The sequence below is a fragment of the Geothrix paludis genome, from assembly GCF_022808815.1.
Taxonomy (GTDB): Bacteria; Acidobacteriota; Holophagae; order Holophagales; family Holophagaceae; genus Geothrix; species Geothrix paludis.
In genome coordinates this window covers 1-14,069 of the sequence record NZ_JAKZLC010000004.1, presented here as the reverse complement: position 1 = coordinate 14,069, position 14,069 = coordinate 1, and the positions used below count along the sequence as shown (strand labels likewise).

The following is a 14,069-nucleotide window of genomic DNA, read 5'->3' as shown; positions in this document are numbered from 1 at the left end:
CATCCTGATTTGGCCGTCTCAACTGTCTGCTATAGAGACCTCAGAATTTGAGATCCGGAAATGCACAGGGAAGGGGACGAATCATAGTGGACTCGCTGTAGTCGTAAACGATTGCGAGTCTGGTGAACAGATCCTGTTTCCTGGAGATGCCAGATATTCCGCCATACCGGGGGTCCTTGGTTCGGTTTTCTCTGCGATTGTGGTGCCTCACCACGGCGGTTGGATGAGTAGCAAGCGTGTGCCTTCGTGTTCGGGTAGTCCCGGCAACCGACTTGTCTATTCATTTGGTCCAGGCAACACCTACAATCACGCCTTGCCTGCAACCGAGGCGAACCACCGCTCGGCAGGTTGGGCGCCCGCCCTAGAACGAAGGACTTCTGGTCTGAGACCGAATCTTGGCCATGTCGGCCTACCGCTTTCGGGGGTTCCCCCGATCCACAGCTTGCCCTGTCGGGCTGGGGCTGGAGCCTGTGACCTTCAAATCGTCCAGTTCTGACATCTGCCTGACCCTGGACTACATGGCTCAATCAGGGATTTGAAGTCTGGAGACTAGGTCAAGGAGTACTTCCCGGGCTTCTTCGAATGGGACGAAGAGCCCCCGGCTGGTGATCCGGAGGTCTTCGTACCCGGTGCTGGCACGCTCCCAAATTTCCGAAACCAGGAAAGCAGACTTTATCGCCAGGATGTCCCGGGCTTCTGCCTTGCGCAGCAGGAAAGCTGATATCAGGCCAAGATCAAGACCGGCTTTTTCGCGGAGCATGACAGAGATGTCGAGGAGGTCCTGGGGACGCCGCCGATTTCGGGGAATCTGTTGAAGCAGGGCTCTGAGCTTCTCTGCGGCGATGTCCTCCGGGGTTGCCACGCTGACAGGGTGTGCTCCATCGAATTCCGTGGGTTCAGTCCCGCAGATGGGTTCGTTCAGGCTGACCTCTACCTGGATCGTTGCCCGAGAGTGGAGGCCGGATTGAATGGCCATGCGATTGCGTTGATCATCCGGCAGGGCATAGCCGATGGTTACAACATGGGTGGGGAACGACCTATCAGGTCCAGGAGGGTTCTTTTTCACTGAGTGGACCCGGTAGTGGGTGCCCAGGTCATTGGTGACTGTGCCGAGTGCACCATTGAACAGCTTTTCAAGGTGCGCTTCGGTAACACCCTCTGAGGTTCGTGCCGAGAAATCGAGATCCCTGGTGCTCCGGTTCGGCATCCATACGAAATCCAAGGCGTTGCCACCCTTGAAGACGAGGAGATCGCTGAGGGAATGACTATTGGCGATGGCCCGGAGCACACCGTATTGGGCATACCTCTCTCTGGCCTGCGCCGGGGTGATTCCATGGTCTTTGGACCAAATGCTGATTTCCTGGAAATTGGCTGGGTAGTTGGACTTCATATCCAACCCTCGGTGAGTGTGGCGGTCGGTACATTGATGGCCATTCGCCATTTCTCGCTGAAGTTGCCGGGAATAGCATCGAATGCTTCGCTGGCCAGAAGCCGACTGGATCCTCCGGTCGAAATCTTTGACTGCCAGGCCTCAATCCTTGGCGAGGTGAATCCCAGAGCCTCCAGGACGAATCCTGCTCGCTGTCGAAGAATCGACTTGTCGAAGGTATCCACCAGATCGAGGACGGCAGGAAGATCCAGGGTGTCCTTGCTCGAGGCCCAGGCACGGAAAACATTCTCGATGCCGCCGCACCAGGAGGGCTCCAGAAGGCCGTCTAGGAGTGTTCGTGCAGGCGTGGTGACCCTGACCGGATACCCAAATGGACGGTATTCCTGAACACCTCTGGTTTCCTTCACCTTATGCCAGTAGACGGTCTTTCCGAAGATCGTTTCGGGCCGACGTCCCTTGGGTGGCTTCTCGTTATCCCAATCACGATCATCTGTCCCAATCGGGAGCCAATCTGGGTTAATGACCGGGAGAATGAGATGGAAGGTCTGTGGGAAGGTTTCTGTGAGCCGGTGGAAGACCAGCGCAGAGTCATGGCTGAAGGCGGCCAATGGATGTGCCTCCATCAGCACCTCCCATTCCTGGATGGGCTCCCCCAGAGCATACGGGGACTTCACCAGGAAGAGGTGAGGGCACTCCTCTAGTTCTTCGAACTCTCCGGCCTGACTCAGGCGTTCCAGGAGACGGCGAACCGAGCGTGTGCTGCTGTCTCTCTTGAGGGCATTCGAAACCTGTTGACCTTGGCGGATGGCCCGACGAATCAGCACCCCCGCTCGCCAATCGGCGAGGACTCGCCGTCCTTCCGGGGCGAGGAATTCTTCCAGGATTCTCGTAGGGTGTTTTTCCATATCTATGCTACGCAGCCTTAAACTAGCGTCCTGAGGACGCTAGTTTAAGGCTGCTGAGTAGATTGTCAAGAGAATTTCTAACGAAAGTCCGATCGTATCGCCTGATTGGATATAGAGTTCCTTCCGAAGCATGTCTTCGTCTCCGTTGATGAATTCTAACACTAACGTCTCTAACTACCGGAGTAGCTATCTATGTATTTATTTACTGATAATGATGTGTTTAACTATTTCGTGATTTTCCGAAGAGCTCTCCAGATATCTTTGCGGCAATCTCTTCAGAAGCCTTGGTTCGGGGGTTGTCGGCCAGATGGGCGTACCGTTGGGTGACCGAGGGTTGGCTATGACCAAGCAAAGACCCGATGGTCGGCAAGCTGAAGCCACTGGAGATTCCTACGCTTGCGAAGGTATGGCGCAGGTCATGGATACGGACATCCTCAAGGCTGATCGCGTCCTCCTTGCGCTTCTTCTTGTGCTTCACCCTCTCGGCTTCCCGGGTGGAGACATCCTTCCGGATCCGTTCCCATACCTTCTGTAGACCCACGAAATGGCCTCCGGGGATGATCCCTTGGATGACATAGGGGTTGCCTAGTGTTTGGGGGATCGAGGCCAGAACATCCAATGCTGGCTGGTTCAGGGGAATGGTCTTGGTCCCAGATGAGCCACCGGTTTTGTGATCGTCGGCTTTGAATGTCAGGCAGTTCTTCTGGAGATCAACCTGGTTCCACCGCAGCTTGAGGATCTCGTTGTGTCTAGCCCCAGTGAGGATTAGGAGGCGGATCGCAGCAAGCGCGGCTGGCGGGACCGACCCTTTGTCTTCTGCCTCGACAAGGGCTTCGCCGAGGGCATGTAGCTCTGGATCGGAGAGGTATCGCTCGCGTTTCCGCTCAGGGTTCTTCTCGATGTGGACGCAGGGATTGCTGGAGATCGGCCGGTACTTCCAAACCTCTGCGAGGTTGAACATCTTCCGGAGGATGGCAACCGCCTGGTTGGCTTGGCGTGGGGTGGCCCGAAGGTCGTGGTGAAACTTAGCGATCTCGGCGCTGGAAACCTCTTTGACCAGCATCTTTCCAAGGCGGGGCTGGATAACGTTTTTGAGAAATCTTGTGTAGCCCCTGGCCGTGGATTCTCGTGTCTTAGGGATGACATGTTCTTCGATGAAACGATCGATGAGCTCCTTGACGGTGGGAGCGGTCTTCTGGGCTCGAATCTCGATCGTCGGGTCGATGCCTTTGGCGGCCTCTCCGCGTCGTGAAAGTGCGAGCTTTCGACCTTCTTCAAGTGTGAGGTCGCCGAACCTCCCCAGGGTGATCCAGCGCTGCTGTCGGTTGATCGTGAACTTCAACACGAAGGACTTCTGTCCAGAGGGAAGCACCCGCACCCCAAATCCTGGGACCTCCTGGTCCCAGACCGTGTAGGCCTGGGTGTCTGCAGGCAAGCTTTCGATCATTCGCTTGGTGAGTTTGGTTCGACGAGGGGAGGTTGTACCTGTCTTACCCATTTTTTGTCCCTCGGTAGCACCGTGCTACAGCAATGCTACAGCGGAACACGGTATTACAGGGGGTTTTAGAGTACGGTATGCGGTGATGAAAATATTTATAAAATTTGATAAATATGTATGTTATGTTTGAATTTCAAAGGGATGTCGTGATGCTCAAAAAGAATCTGTTAATCACTAGGTCGGGGGTTCAAATCCCTCCTCCGGAGCCAACAAAGAACAAGGGGTCCCACCGGGACCCCTTGTTCTTTGTTGGGCTAGGATCTGGCGGATTTGGACCCCCGAGTGACAGCCGGCCCGCGAGCGCGCCGCTCCGGCAGCGCGGGGCGCTGCCGGAACGGATGAAGCGCGAGTGGTCGCCGGCAACGGGTTCAAATCCCCCCTCCGGAGCCAGACAAGACGCCCCACCAGCTCGGTGGGGCGTTTGATTATCGGGGCAGCGCCGAGGTAGAGGCTGGAATCCCCGCAGCGCCCGGGCGTCAGGGATTCCTCGAACCAGTAGTCGACCTGAGCGCCTCCATCGGACGGTTCCTCGAAGCGCTGACGGTTGAACCTGGCCGATCTGCGCTTCGACTGACTCCTCCAGTCTGAGAACGCACCGATCTCAACCCGCATACGGCCGCAAGGATCGGAATGCAGGGCGATGTTCTTTCCGGGACGGTGGGGGCGGGCCCTCCCGGGCTCCCTCAGCGAAGGAGCGATCATGAACGCAGGGCTGGAATACGGGATCCAGGGCAGGCGCCTGGGAGGCAAGGTCGCGCTGGTGACGGGCGCGAGTCGGGGGATCGGGAGGGCCATCGCCCTGCGCCTGGCCCGGGAAGGTGCCTTCACGGTGATCCACTACCGGCACGAGGAGGCCTCCGCCCAGGCCCTGGTGGAAGAGATCGAAGGGGCCTCGGGAGCGGCCTGGGCCATCCAGGCCGATCTGGGCACGATGACGGGAATCGAGCGCCTCGTCCGGGAACTGGAGAAAGGGCTCCTCGGACGGCTGGGTTCCACCGGGCTGGACATCCTCATCAACAACGCGGGGATCGCCTCCCAGGGAACTCTGGGCGCGACGACGGAGGCCGCCTTCGACGAAGTGTTCGCGGTGAACGTGAAGGCTCCCTTCTTCCTGCTGCAGGCCCTGGTCCCCAGGCTCCGCGACGGCGGCAGGATCATCAACCTGTCCTCGCTGGTGACGCGCATGGCCTACCCTCCGGAGGCGGCCTACGCCATGACCAAGGGGGCCATCGACACGCTGAGCCTGCTGCTGGCGAAGGAACTCGGTCCACGCGGTATCACGGTGAACGCGCTCGCCCCAGGCGTCATCGATACGGACATGAATGCCCAACTGCTGAGCGACTCCGGGAACCGGCGCTACGTGGAATCCCTGTCCGCCCTCGGCCGAGTGGGAACGGTCGAGGAGGTGGCTGATGCGGCGGCATTCCTCGCTGGTCCCGACAGCCGCTGGATCACGGGCCAGTACCTGGACGTCTCGGGCGGGTCCTTTCTTGGATGACGGCGACCCGGCCGGTGCCAGGCGATTCCCAAGGACTCATCCATCTCCTGGTGACGGGGGCTTCATGAAGACCTGGGCGACTCGTCTCAACCGCACTCGGCGTAACAAACGGGTGGGTCGCGGATCCCGCACACTCCACCTTCGACGCAGGACGACCCAGGAGCTTCCGTGATGCACCCCTTGAGCCCCGACGTCCACACCCTTCCCTGGGATCGGGTCCAGGAGGAGCTCTGGTCTCGCGGCGTGGCCCGAATTCCCGGTTTGCTGGCACCTGGAGCCTGCAGGAAGCTTGTCGCAACCTACGACACAGGGGTCTTCCGCAGCCGCATCGACATGGCCCGCCACCGCTTCGGAAAGGGGGAATACAAGTACTTTGCCGCACCTCTGCCGTCCCTGGTGCAGGTCCTGCGCTCGGAGGTCTACGCCCGGTTGGCCTCCCTGGCGAATGCCTGGATGGAGGCTCTGCGCCAGCCGGTGCGGTATCCGCCCACCCATGCGGCCTTCCTGGAGGCCTGCGTCGCCGCAGGGCAGACGCGTCCTACGCCCCTGCTCCTGCGCTACGGCCCCGGCGACCACAACTGCCTGCACCAGGATCTCTACGGGGACCTCACCTTTCCGCTGCAGATGGCGGTCTTCCTGGATGATCCCGGGCTGGACTACGAGGGCGGCGAATTCCTGCTGGTGGAGCAGCACCCCCGGGCCCAGTCTCGAGGCCTGGCCTTCCGCCCGGCCCAGGGCGAGGCCCTGATCTTCCCGAGCCACGTCCGGCCTGGTCGCGGAGAACGCGGCTTCCACCAGGTGCACGTGCGGCACGGCGTGAGCGAGGTGCGGGCCGGGCGGCGCCATGTGCTAGGCCTGATTTTCCAGGATGCGGCCTGAACGGCGGATCCCAGCACCTGTCGTTTTCCAATCCCTAGTCCATGTCGGTGATGACTGATCGCCGGGCCGATCCCATGGAGTGGACCTCTCCAACCCCTCCGGATCCGGGTCGGGCGCGCCTCTTCCACGCAAGGGGCTGTGGGCTATTACTGAAGTTTTTCATCTCCAGCTAGCGGTGTTCCCTGTTTCGTCTCGAGCTGTTCCCTGATCCTTCCCCAGGGAATCCGGCCGAGACCGAGTGCCGTAATGACGGCTGGCTGGTCTTTGGACGTCCACCAGATCCATCAGGGCGATTTGATTTCCGCGCCATTCTCTGTTTGTGGCCTGTTCCCAGAGGATCTGTAGATGCCTCTCACCGGGAAGTCGGTCGGCCGGATTCACTGCGGAGCCCAAACTGAAAGGGATTTTGAATCCCTGGAGGTCCCGACTCAGCGGGCGAGCGCCGCGAGGAGCAGGAGGGCCCTGCGGGGCAGGGTGCGTCAGGCGGAGGGCGGCCGGCCCGCGGGCGCATCCTCTGGCAGACTTGAACGGCGGGGCCTGTCATCACACCCGTTTCAGAGGAGATCCCCATGCCCCATGCAATGCCAGTCTGGTCTCTCGCCCTGCTGACGCTGGCGACTCCCGCCCAGTCGGCTGGGCGCCCCAAGGTGAAGGCGCCCGCCCTGGTCACCACGGCCAGCGGGTTGAAGTACGTGGACACGAAGGTGGGCACGGGAGCCGCGCCCCAGCGGGGCCAGCGCTGCCTCGTCCACTACACGGGCTGGCTCTCGGATCACGGGAAGAAGGGGAAGAAATTCGACAGCTCCGTGGACCGCGGCGAGCCGCTGGCCATCCCCATCGGCGTGGGCCGCGTCATCAAGGGCTGGGACGAAGGGCTCATGACCATGAAGGTGGGCGGCAAGCGCACCCTCTACATCCCTGCGGCGCTGGGGTACGGCGCCCGTGGCGCGGGTGGGGACATCCCGCCCAACGCCGACCTGATCTTCGATGTGGAGCTGCTGGGGGTCCAGTAGCTCCACATCGGCAGAAAAAGATCACCACGAAGAACACGAAGCCGCTCGCGCGATGCGCGATCGGGGGCCAGAGCCCGGATGTCCTAGGACGGAACGCTGGTGCCCCTCTTCGTGGCCTTTAGATTGCTTCTTCGTGCCCTTCGTGGAGGTTGTTGAAGTCTTGGGTTCAGGCCAGGGCCTGGGCCAGGTCCGCGCGCAGGTCCTGTACGTCCTCCAGGCCCACGGAAAGCCGGACGAGGTCGTCGCTGATGCCGGCGCGGTGCCGGGCCTCGGGCGTCATGGAGGCGTGGGTCATGGAGGCCGGGTGGGCCACCAGCGACTCCACGCCGCCCAGGCTCTCGGCCAGCGTGAACCAGCGCAGCTTCCGGAGCACGTGGTTCAGGCGTTCGGTACCGCCCTCTTTCAGCTCGAAGCTGAGCATGGCGCCGAAGCCGCGCTGCTGCCGCTTTGCCAGCCCGTGCTGCGGGTGGCCGGGCAGGCCCGGGTAGTGGACCTTCCCCACGGCGGGATGAGCGGCCAGGAACTCCGCCAGCACCTGAGCCGTGGCCTCGTGCTGGCGCATGCGCAGCGGCAGCGTCTTCAGACCACGCAGCACCAGGAAGCAGTCGTGGGGCGCCTGCGAGGTGCCCAGCAGGTTGTTCACGCTCTGGATCTGCTGGGTGAGGGCCAGGCAGCCTGGCCCCGCCACCACGGCGCCACCCACCACGTCGCTGTGGCCGTTGAGGTACTTGGTCGTGGAGTGGATGACGAGGTCGGCGCCCAGCTCGAAGGGGCGCTGGAGGTAGGGCGAGAGGAAGGTGTTGTCCACGGCCACCAGGCAGTCCGGCTGGCGGTGGGCCAGCTCCGCCACAGCGGCGATGTCCGTGAGGCGCAGCAGGGGGTTCGAGGGCGACTCGATCCAGATGAGGCGTGTGTTGGGCCGGATGGCTGCCGCCACCGCGTCCAGGTCTGCGAGGTCGAGGTAGGTGACCTCCAGGCCGTAGAAGCGCTTGGCGTGCTCCAGCAGGCGGAAGGTGCCGCCGTAGCAGTCCACGGTGCAGACGAGGTGGCTGCCGTGGGGCAGCAGGTTCAGCGCCACGAGGATGGCGCTCATGCCCGTGCTGGTGCAGGTGGCGCCGTGGCCGCCCTCCAGCAGGGCGAGGGCTTCCTCCAGGGCCGCTCGGGTGGGGTTGCCGCTGCGGGTGTAGTCGTAGCCGGCGTTGGTGCAGATGTCTTTGAACGCGAAGGTGGACGAGAGGTACAGCGGCGGCATGACCGACCCATAGGCCGGATCGGGTTGCACGCCCGCGTGCACGCACTGGGTGCCCAGGCCCGCGTCCGGCACCAGCCCGGCCCGGTGGATCCAGCCGGCCTCGCTCTCCCGCGCCGGGGGCAGGATGGTGAAGTGGTAGGCCGGGTTGCCCGGCACGTTGGTATCGAGGTAATGCTCGCTCAAGGGAGCCTCCGGAAAGGGAGGACCTCCGTCGTTCCACTGCGATCCAAATCAGAGTGCCTAACCAAACCCCCACGGGGCCGCGCGAGGGCCACCGGGCGAGCGAGGCGAGGAACGCGAGGAGACGCGTAGCGGGTACTACGCGCGACGAGCGTGACGCGGCACCGCGACGCCCGCTGGCCCTCGCCCGGAGGGAGAAAGCCAGGTGGGCGCCCCGCGGCGTCACGGCCCTTGAACGATGAACCACATCGCCCTGCGGGCCCTTCCTTGCGGTGCATCCCGCCTGGCTTTCTCGCGGCCCGGTCGGGGTTTGGTTAGGCACTCTAACGAAGGGGCCCGATTTCTCGGGCCCCTTCGCATGTCAGCTTCTGACACGTCAGCATCTCTCCGCAATCGCTTGCGGCAGGAATTGGCACCTTGCTCTCGCAGGTTGCCAAGGTTTCACAGGGCCCGTCCCTCCACCTTTCTGGATATCGCGTGATGAAACTGGCAAAGATCCTGTGGACGACCAGTATGAAGAGAGAAGATAGGTATGCCAACAGGCATTTGAGGGCCGGCTCGCGGATCAAAGGGTGATGCGGGTTCCCAGCACCTGCAGGAACTGGGCGATCCAGGCGGGATGGGCGGGCCATGCCGGGGCGGTGACGAGGTTGCCGTCCGTGACGGCGCCATCGATGGCGATGTCGGCGTACTTCCCCTTGGCCACTTCCACTTCGGCGCGGCAGGCGGGATAGGCGGAGCAGGTGCGGCCCTCGAGCACGCCCGCGGCGGAGAGGATCTGGGCACCGTGGCAGATGGCGGCCACGGGCTTCTTCGCGGTGAAGAAGTGGCGGACGATCTCCAGCACCTTGGGGTTGAGGCGCAGGTACTCGGGGGCGCGGCCGCCGGGGATCACGAGGGCGTCGTACTGGTCCGGCTTGACGTCCGCGAAGGTGGCGTTGAGGGCGAAGCGGTGGCCGGGCTTTTCGGAGTAGGTCTGGTGGCCTTCGAAGTCGTGGATGGCCGTGGCCACGGATTCGCCGGCCTTCTTGTCGGGGCACGCGGCGTGGACCGTGTGGCCCACGGCCAGCAGAGTCTGGAAGGGCACCATGATTTCGTAGTCCTCTCCGAAATCGCCCACGAGCATGAGGATCTTCTTCGCGGCCATGACTGCCTCCTGGATGAGAAACCGCCCCGATGATACGCGCCCATCCACGAAAAAGCCCCGCCGGCGGCGGGGCTTTTTTCGCACAGGGAGCGAATCAAGCCTTCTGGTAAACCTCGGCGCCCTTCTGGACGAAGGTCTCCGCCATCTCCTCCATGCCCTTCTTCAGGGCCTCTTCCTCGTTGTAGCCGTGCGCTTCGGCGTACTGCCGCACGTCGTCCGAGATCTTCATGGAGCAGAAGTGGGGGCCGCACATGGAGCAGAAGTGGGCGGTCTTGGCGCCCTCGGCGGGCAGGGTCTCGTCGTGGAACTCGCGGGCGGTGTCGGGGTCCAGGGCCAGGTTGAACTGGTCCTCCCAGCGGAACTCGAAGCGGGCTTTGCTCATGGCGTCGTCCCAGAGGCGGGCGCCGGGGTGGCCCTTGGCCAGGTCCGCGGCGTGGGCGGCGATCTTGTAGGTGATGACGCCGTCCTTCACGTCCTTCTTGTTGGGCAGGCCGAGATGTTCCTTGGGCGTCACGTAGCACAGCATGGCGCAGCCGTACCAGCCAATCATGGCGGCGCCGATGGCCGAGGTGATGTGGTCGTAGCCCGGAGCGACATCCGTGGTGAGGGGGCCCAGCGTGTAGAAGGGCGCCTCGTCGCAGACTTCGAGCTGCTTGGTCATGTTCTCCTGGATGAGGTGCATGGGCACGTGGCCGGGGCCCTCGATCATCACCTGCACGTCGTGCTTCCAGGCGATCTTGGTGAGCTCGCCCAGGGTCTCCAGTTCGCCGAACTGGGCCTCGTCGTTGGCGTCGGCGGTGCTGCCGGGGCGCAGGCCGTCGCCCAGCGAGAAGGCCACGTCGTAGGCCTTCATGATCTCGCAGATGTCCTCGAAGTGCGTGTAGAGGAAGTTCTCCTTGTGGTGGGCCAGGCACCACTTGGCCATGATGCTGCCGCCTCTGGAGACGATGCCCGTGACGCGCTTGGCGGTCAGCGGCACGTAACGCAGCAGCACCCCGGCGTGGATGGTGAAGTAGTCCACGCCCTGCTCGGCCTGCTCGATGAGCGTGTCGCGGTAGATCTCCCAGGTCAGGTCCTCGGCCTTGCCGTTCACCTTTTCGAGCGCCTGGTAGATGGGCACGGTGCCGATGGGCACGGGACTGTTGCGCAGGATCCACTCGCGGGTCTCGTGGATGTTCTTGCCCGTGCTGAGGTCCATCACCGTATCGGCGCCCCAGCGGATGGACCAGGCCATCTTCTCGACCTCCTCCTCGATGCTGGAGGCCACGGCGGAGTTGCCGATGTTGGCATTGATCTTCACCAGGAAGTTCCGGCCGATGATCATCGGCTCGGTCTCCGGGTGGTTGATGTTGGCGGGGATGATGGCGCGGCCCCGGGCCACCTCGTCGCGCACGAACTCGGGCGTGATGCGGCTCTTGATCCCGGCGGCCTCGCGGCCCAGGTTCTCGCGGATGGCGATGAACTCCATCTCGGGGGTGACGACGCCCTGCCGGGCGTAGTGCAGCTGGGTGACGTTGCGGCCGGCCTTGGCGCGCAGGGGCTTGCGGTCCGCGTGGAAGCGGATGGCGTCCAGCTCCTGGTCGCGCTCGCGGAGCTTGCGGTAGAGGCTGGTGGCGCCAGGCAGCGCCTCCACGTCGCCCCGGCCCAGGATCCAGTCCTGGCGCAGGGGAGTTAGGCCCTTGGCCACGTCGATGGCGATGGCGGGATCGGTGTAGGGGCCCGAGGTGTCGTAGAGCACCACGGGCGGATTCTCGGTGAGGCGGTCCTGGAAGTCCCGGGTGGGCTGGAGCTGGATCTGCCGGAAGGGCACCCGGACGCCTGGGAGGCTGCCGGCCACGTGGATCTTGGTGGAGGCGGGGAAGGGCTTCAGGCAGGCCGCCAGGGCTGTGCCGTCCACGGGGGCGGAACCGGATTGCATGGTCATGAAAACTCCGGACTTGTTGAGATCGGGCCGGGATTGATCCCCGAATCAGCAAGTTTATCGCGAGGGGGGCCGGGGGGACGAATCCAAAACGCGGCGCACAGGACAGGTGGAGCGCCGCATCCGTCCGGATGCGCGATAATTGATTACAGGAGGGACCATGCCGCGACGCGTCTTGTTCATCAGCAGCCTGGCCCTGGGGCTGGTGGCCGCCCCGCGGCCCCAGGACGATCCCGTGATGAAGATCCGGGCCCAGCGGGCCTCGGCCCAGGGCATCTCCGAGGGGGACCTCCCGCCGGTGCCCAGGGGCATCGTCGAGCCACCCCCCCTGCCGCCGCCGGAAGCCCACGTGAAGGACACGCGGAAGGGCCGGCGGGTCAGGGGCAAGGCCCACAAGCGGAGCAAGGCGGCCTCGGCCAAGGGCAGGGGCTCCGTGTCCCGCTCCAAGCTGCCGGCCCACCGGAAGGCGAAATGAGGATCGGCGTCCTCACCTCCGGGGGGGACGCTCCGGGCATGAATGCCGCCATCCGCGCGGCGGTCCGCCAGGCGGACGCCCTGGGGCATGAGGCCTGGGGCATCCGGCGCGGCTTCCAGGGGGTGCTGGAGAAGGACTGGGCCCCCATGCCCAGCCGCGCCTGCGCCAACATCCTCCAGCGCGGGGGGACGGTGCTGCACACGGCCCGCTGCCCGGAGTTCCACGAGGCGGCCCGGCGTGCCGAGGCCGCGGTGAACCTGCGGGAGGCGGGCATCCAGGCCCTGGTGGTCATCGGCGGGGATGGCAGCTTCCGGGCCGCCGAGGCCCTCCACCGGGAGCAAGGCGTCCCCTGCGCGGGCATTCCGGGCACCATCGACAACGACCTGCCCGGCACGGACCGCACCCTGGGTTTCGACACCGCCCTGAACACCGCAGTGGAGGCCATCGACCGCATCCGGGACACGGCCTCCAGCCACGGACGGCTCTTCCTGGTGGAAGTCATGGGGCGCAGCTCGGGCATGCTGGCCGTCCACACGGCCCTGGCCTGCGGCGCCGAGGCCGTGCTGTTTCCCGAGTCGCCGGACGGCTCCTACCAGGCCCTGGTGGCGCGCCTCAACGCCAACTGGCTGCGGGGCAAGCGCAGCTCCATCGTGGTGGTGGCCGAAGGCGACGGCCTGGGCAGCGCCGTGGCCGTGGGCGACCGGCTCCGCCGGGACTACGGCCTGGATCTGCGCGTGGTGGTGCTCGGCCACATCCAACGGGGCGGGAGTCCTTCCGCCCTGGACCGCATCTGGGGCTGCCGCTGGGGCGCCGAGGCCGTGCGGCTCCTGGACGCGGGGAAGGGCGGCTTCTACCTGGGCGAGGTGGCCGGGGCCCTCGCGGTCCAGCCCCTGGCCCGCATCCTCGATTCTCCGCCCGCGCCTCCGGAGGACCTGAGCGATCTGGTGGACGTCCTTTCACGCTAGGTGGCTTGTGAGGGGCGCGGCCCCTGTGTTCCCCTGGAAGGTCGCAGGATTGCAGGAGGCAGGTGATGTCGGATAGCCACAAGGATTCCCTGGTCGCCGTCGTGATGGCCGGGGGGCGGGGGACCCGGTTCTGGCCCCGTAGCCGCAACGCCCGCCCCAAGCAGTTCCTGGCCATCGTGGGCACCGAGACCCTGCTCCACCAGACCGTGCGCCGCCTGGACGGCCATGTGGCCCCCGAGCGCATCTTCGTGGTGACCACGGAGGACCTGGCCGCCGAGACGCGCCGCATGCTGCCCGAGCTGCCGCCGGAGAACGTGATCGTGGAGCCCGAGGGCCGCAACACCGCGCCCTGCCTGGCCCTGGCCCTGGTTCAGATCGAGCGGAAGGTGCCCCACGGCGTCATGGCCGTGCTGTCGGCGGACCACTGGATCGGCGACCGGGACCTGTTTCTGGAGGACCTGGACACGGCCGTGAAGCATGCCGCCTGGGAGCATGAGCTGGTCACCTTCGGCATCAAGCCCACCTACCCGGAGACGGGCTACGGCTACATCGAATCCGAGGGCCACGGCCCCGTGCAGAAGGTGGTGGCCTTCCGCGAGAAGCCGCCGGTGGAGGTGGCGGTCCAGTACCTCGAATCAGGCCGCCACTACTGGAACGCCGGCATGTTCGTGTGGACCCTGACCGATTTCCGCGAGGGGCTGGCGAAGCACGCGCCGGAAGTGCTGAAGCCCCTGGACGCCTGGGTGGCGGCCGGCGCCGATCCCGCGGCCCTCGGCGCCGCCTACCGCCAGCTGCCCAAGGTGGCCATCGACGTGGCACTCATGGAGAAGGCCGAGACGGTGGCGGTGGTGCCCACCCGCTTCCGCTGGTCCGACGTGGGCTCCTGGCCCGCGGCCATCGAGTTCCAGGAGACCGATCCCGAAGGCAACGTGAGCCAGGGCGAGAC

At 64.5% G+C, this 14,069-nt stretch carries 12 protein-coding genes and 1 riboswitch; of the genes, 6 read left to right on the top strand and 6 right to left on the bottom strand.

What is annotated here, in order from left to right; all coding sequences use genetic code 11:
- Positions 1-523: 523 nt before the first annotated feature.
- The 3 genes from MLE64_RS10595 to MLE64_RS10585 form a co-directional block, all read right to left on the bottom strand.
- Positions 524-1,390, bottom strand: a complete 867-nt coding sequence (locus tag MLE64_RS10595) for a nucleotidyl transferase AbiEii/AbiGii toxin family protein (protein ID WP_243317700.1) — start codon at positions 1,388-1,390, stop codon at positions 524-526.
- On the bottom strand, positions 1,387-2,214 hold the full coding sequence (locus tag MLE64_RS10590) for a type IV toxin-antitoxin system AbiEi family antitoxin domain-containing protein (RefSeq protein ID WP_243317699.1): 828 nt from the start codon (positions 2,212-2,214) through the stop codon (positions 1,387-1,389). The genes MLE64_RS10595 and MLE64_RS10590 overlap by 4 nt, the downstream gene beginning before the upstream one ends.
- 301 nt (positions 2,215-2,515) lie before the next feature.
- Positions 2,516-3,742, bottom strand: coding sequence for a tyrosine-type recombinase/integrase (locus MLE64_RS10585; protein ID WP_279343062.1), 1,227 nt, complete (start codon positions 3,740-3,742; stop codon positions 2,516-2,518).
- A 751-nt stretch (positions 3,743-4,493) separates the two neighbouring features.
- Between MLE64_RS10585 and MLE64_RS10580 the strand changes: the two genes are divergently transcribed.
- From MLE64_RS10580 to MLE64_RS10570, 3 genes are all read left to right on the top strand, one after another.
- Entirely contained in the window at positions 4,494-5,291 is a 798-nt protein-coding gene (locus tag MLE64_RS10580) for an SDR family NAD(P)-dependent oxidoreductase (RefSeq protein ID WP_243317697.1), read from the top strand.
- Between the two features lie 171 nt (positions 5,292-5,462).
- Positions 5,463-6,170, top strand: coding sequence for a 2OG-Fe(II) oxygenase (locus tag MLE64_RS10575; RefSeq protein ID WP_243318105.1), 708 nt, complete (start codon positions 5,463-5,465; stop codon positions 6,168-6,170).
- Between the two features lie 569 nt (positions 6,171-6,739).
- Entirely contained in the window at positions 6,740-7,183 is a 444-nt protein-coding gene (locus MLE64_RS10570; RefSeq protein ID WP_243317696.1) for an FKBP-type peptidyl-prolyl cis-trans isomerase, read from the top strand.
- A gap of 166 nt (positions 7,184-7,349) precedes the next feature.
- Here the strand turns inward: MLE64_RS10570 and MLE64_RS10565 are convergent, their stop codons facing one another.
- From MLE64_RS10565 to thiC, 3 genes are all read right to left on the bottom strand, one after another.
- On the bottom strand, positions 7,350-8,618 hold the full coding sequence (locus MLE64_RS10565; protein ID WP_243317695.1) for a trans-sulfuration enzyme family protein: 1,269 nt from the start codon (positions 8,616-8,618) through the stop codon (positions 7,350-7,352).
- 373 nt (positions 8,619-8,991) lie between these two features.
- A riboswitch (SAM riboswitch) is annotated at positions 8,992-9,092 on the bottom strand.
- Positions 9,093-9,180: 88 nt separating this feature from the next.
- A complete protein-coding gene (locus tag MLE64_RS10560; RefSeq protein ID WP_243317694.1) occupies positions 9,181-9,762 on the bottom strand; it encodes a DJ-1/PfpI family protein in 582 nt (193 codons plus the stop codon).
- 94 nt (positions 9,763-9,856) lie between these two features.
- Complete coding sequence (gene thiC / locus MLE64_RS10555) at positions 9,857-11,686, bottom strand: phosphomethylpyrimidine synthase ThiC (RefSeq protein ID WP_279343061.1); 1,830 nt, start codon at positions 11,684-11,686, stop codon at positions 9,857-9,859.
- Positions 11,687-11,843: 157 nt separating this feature from the next.
- Between thiC and MLE64_RS10550 the strand changes: the two genes are divergently transcribed.
- From MLE64_RS10550 to MLE64_RS10540, 3 genes are all read left to right on the top strand, one after another.
- Positions 11,844-12,158 (top strand): hypothetical protein, encoded by a 315-nt coding sequence (locus MLE64_RS10550; RefSeq protein ID WP_243317693.1) that lies wholly within the window; start codon positions 11,844-11,846, stop codon positions 12,156-12,158.
- Positions 12,155-13,123: an ATP-dependent 6-phosphofructokinase gene (locus MLE64_RS10545; protein WP_243317692.1), complete on the top strand. Its 969-nt coding sequence runs from the start codon at positions 12,155-12,157 to the stop codon at positions 13,121-13,123. Before MLE64_RS10550 ends, MLE64_RS10545 begins: the two co-directional genes overlap by 4 nt.
- A 65-nt stretch (positions 13,124-13,188) precedes the next feature.
- The coding region (locus tag MLE64_RS10540; protein ID WP_243317691.1) for a mannose-1-phosphate guanylyltransferase at positions 13,189-14,069 on the top strand (881 nt) is incomplete at its 3' end.